This is a genomic window from Luteimonas flava (genome assembly GCF_036584485.1).
GTDB lineage: Bacteria > Pseudomonadota > Gammaproteobacteria > Xanthomonadales > Xanthomonadaceae > Luteimonas > Luteimonas flava.
The window spans coordinates 1-309 of sequence record NZ_JAZHBM010000060.1 but is presented as its reverse complement, the minus strand read 5'-3'; the positions used below and the strand labels follow the sequence as shown (position 1 = coordinate 309).

The 309-nt window shown below is 59.5% G+C and carries 1 protein-coding gene; it reads left to right on the top strand.

What is annotated here, in order from left to right; genetic code table 11:
• Window positions 1–309 (top strand): OB-fold nucleic acid binding domain-containing protein (locus V3391_RS17675; RefSeq protein ID WP_332079759.1); only part of this gene is annotated, 309 nt, incomplete at both ends.

The following is a 309-nucleotide window of genomic DNA, read 5'->3' as shown; positions in this document are numbered from 1 at the left end:
GCCACATGTTCGATTCGTTCGCGCCAGAAGCACGGCGTTTTGCCCGCACCAAGCTGGCCGATCTGGAACCGTCGCGCGATCCGCGCATTCTGTGCGGCGTGATTACCGGCATTCGGCCGCAGATGACGCAGCGCGGCAAGCTGCTGATTGTCACGCTGGATGACAAGAGTGCGGTAGTCGAGGTGACGGTGTACGCCGAGGTGTTTGAAGAGCACAAGCACATGTTCAAGGAAGATGAATTCCTGGCAGTGATCGGCAAGGTGTCGGAAGACCGCTTCTCGGGCGGTCTGCGGATTTCAGCGGAGAAGG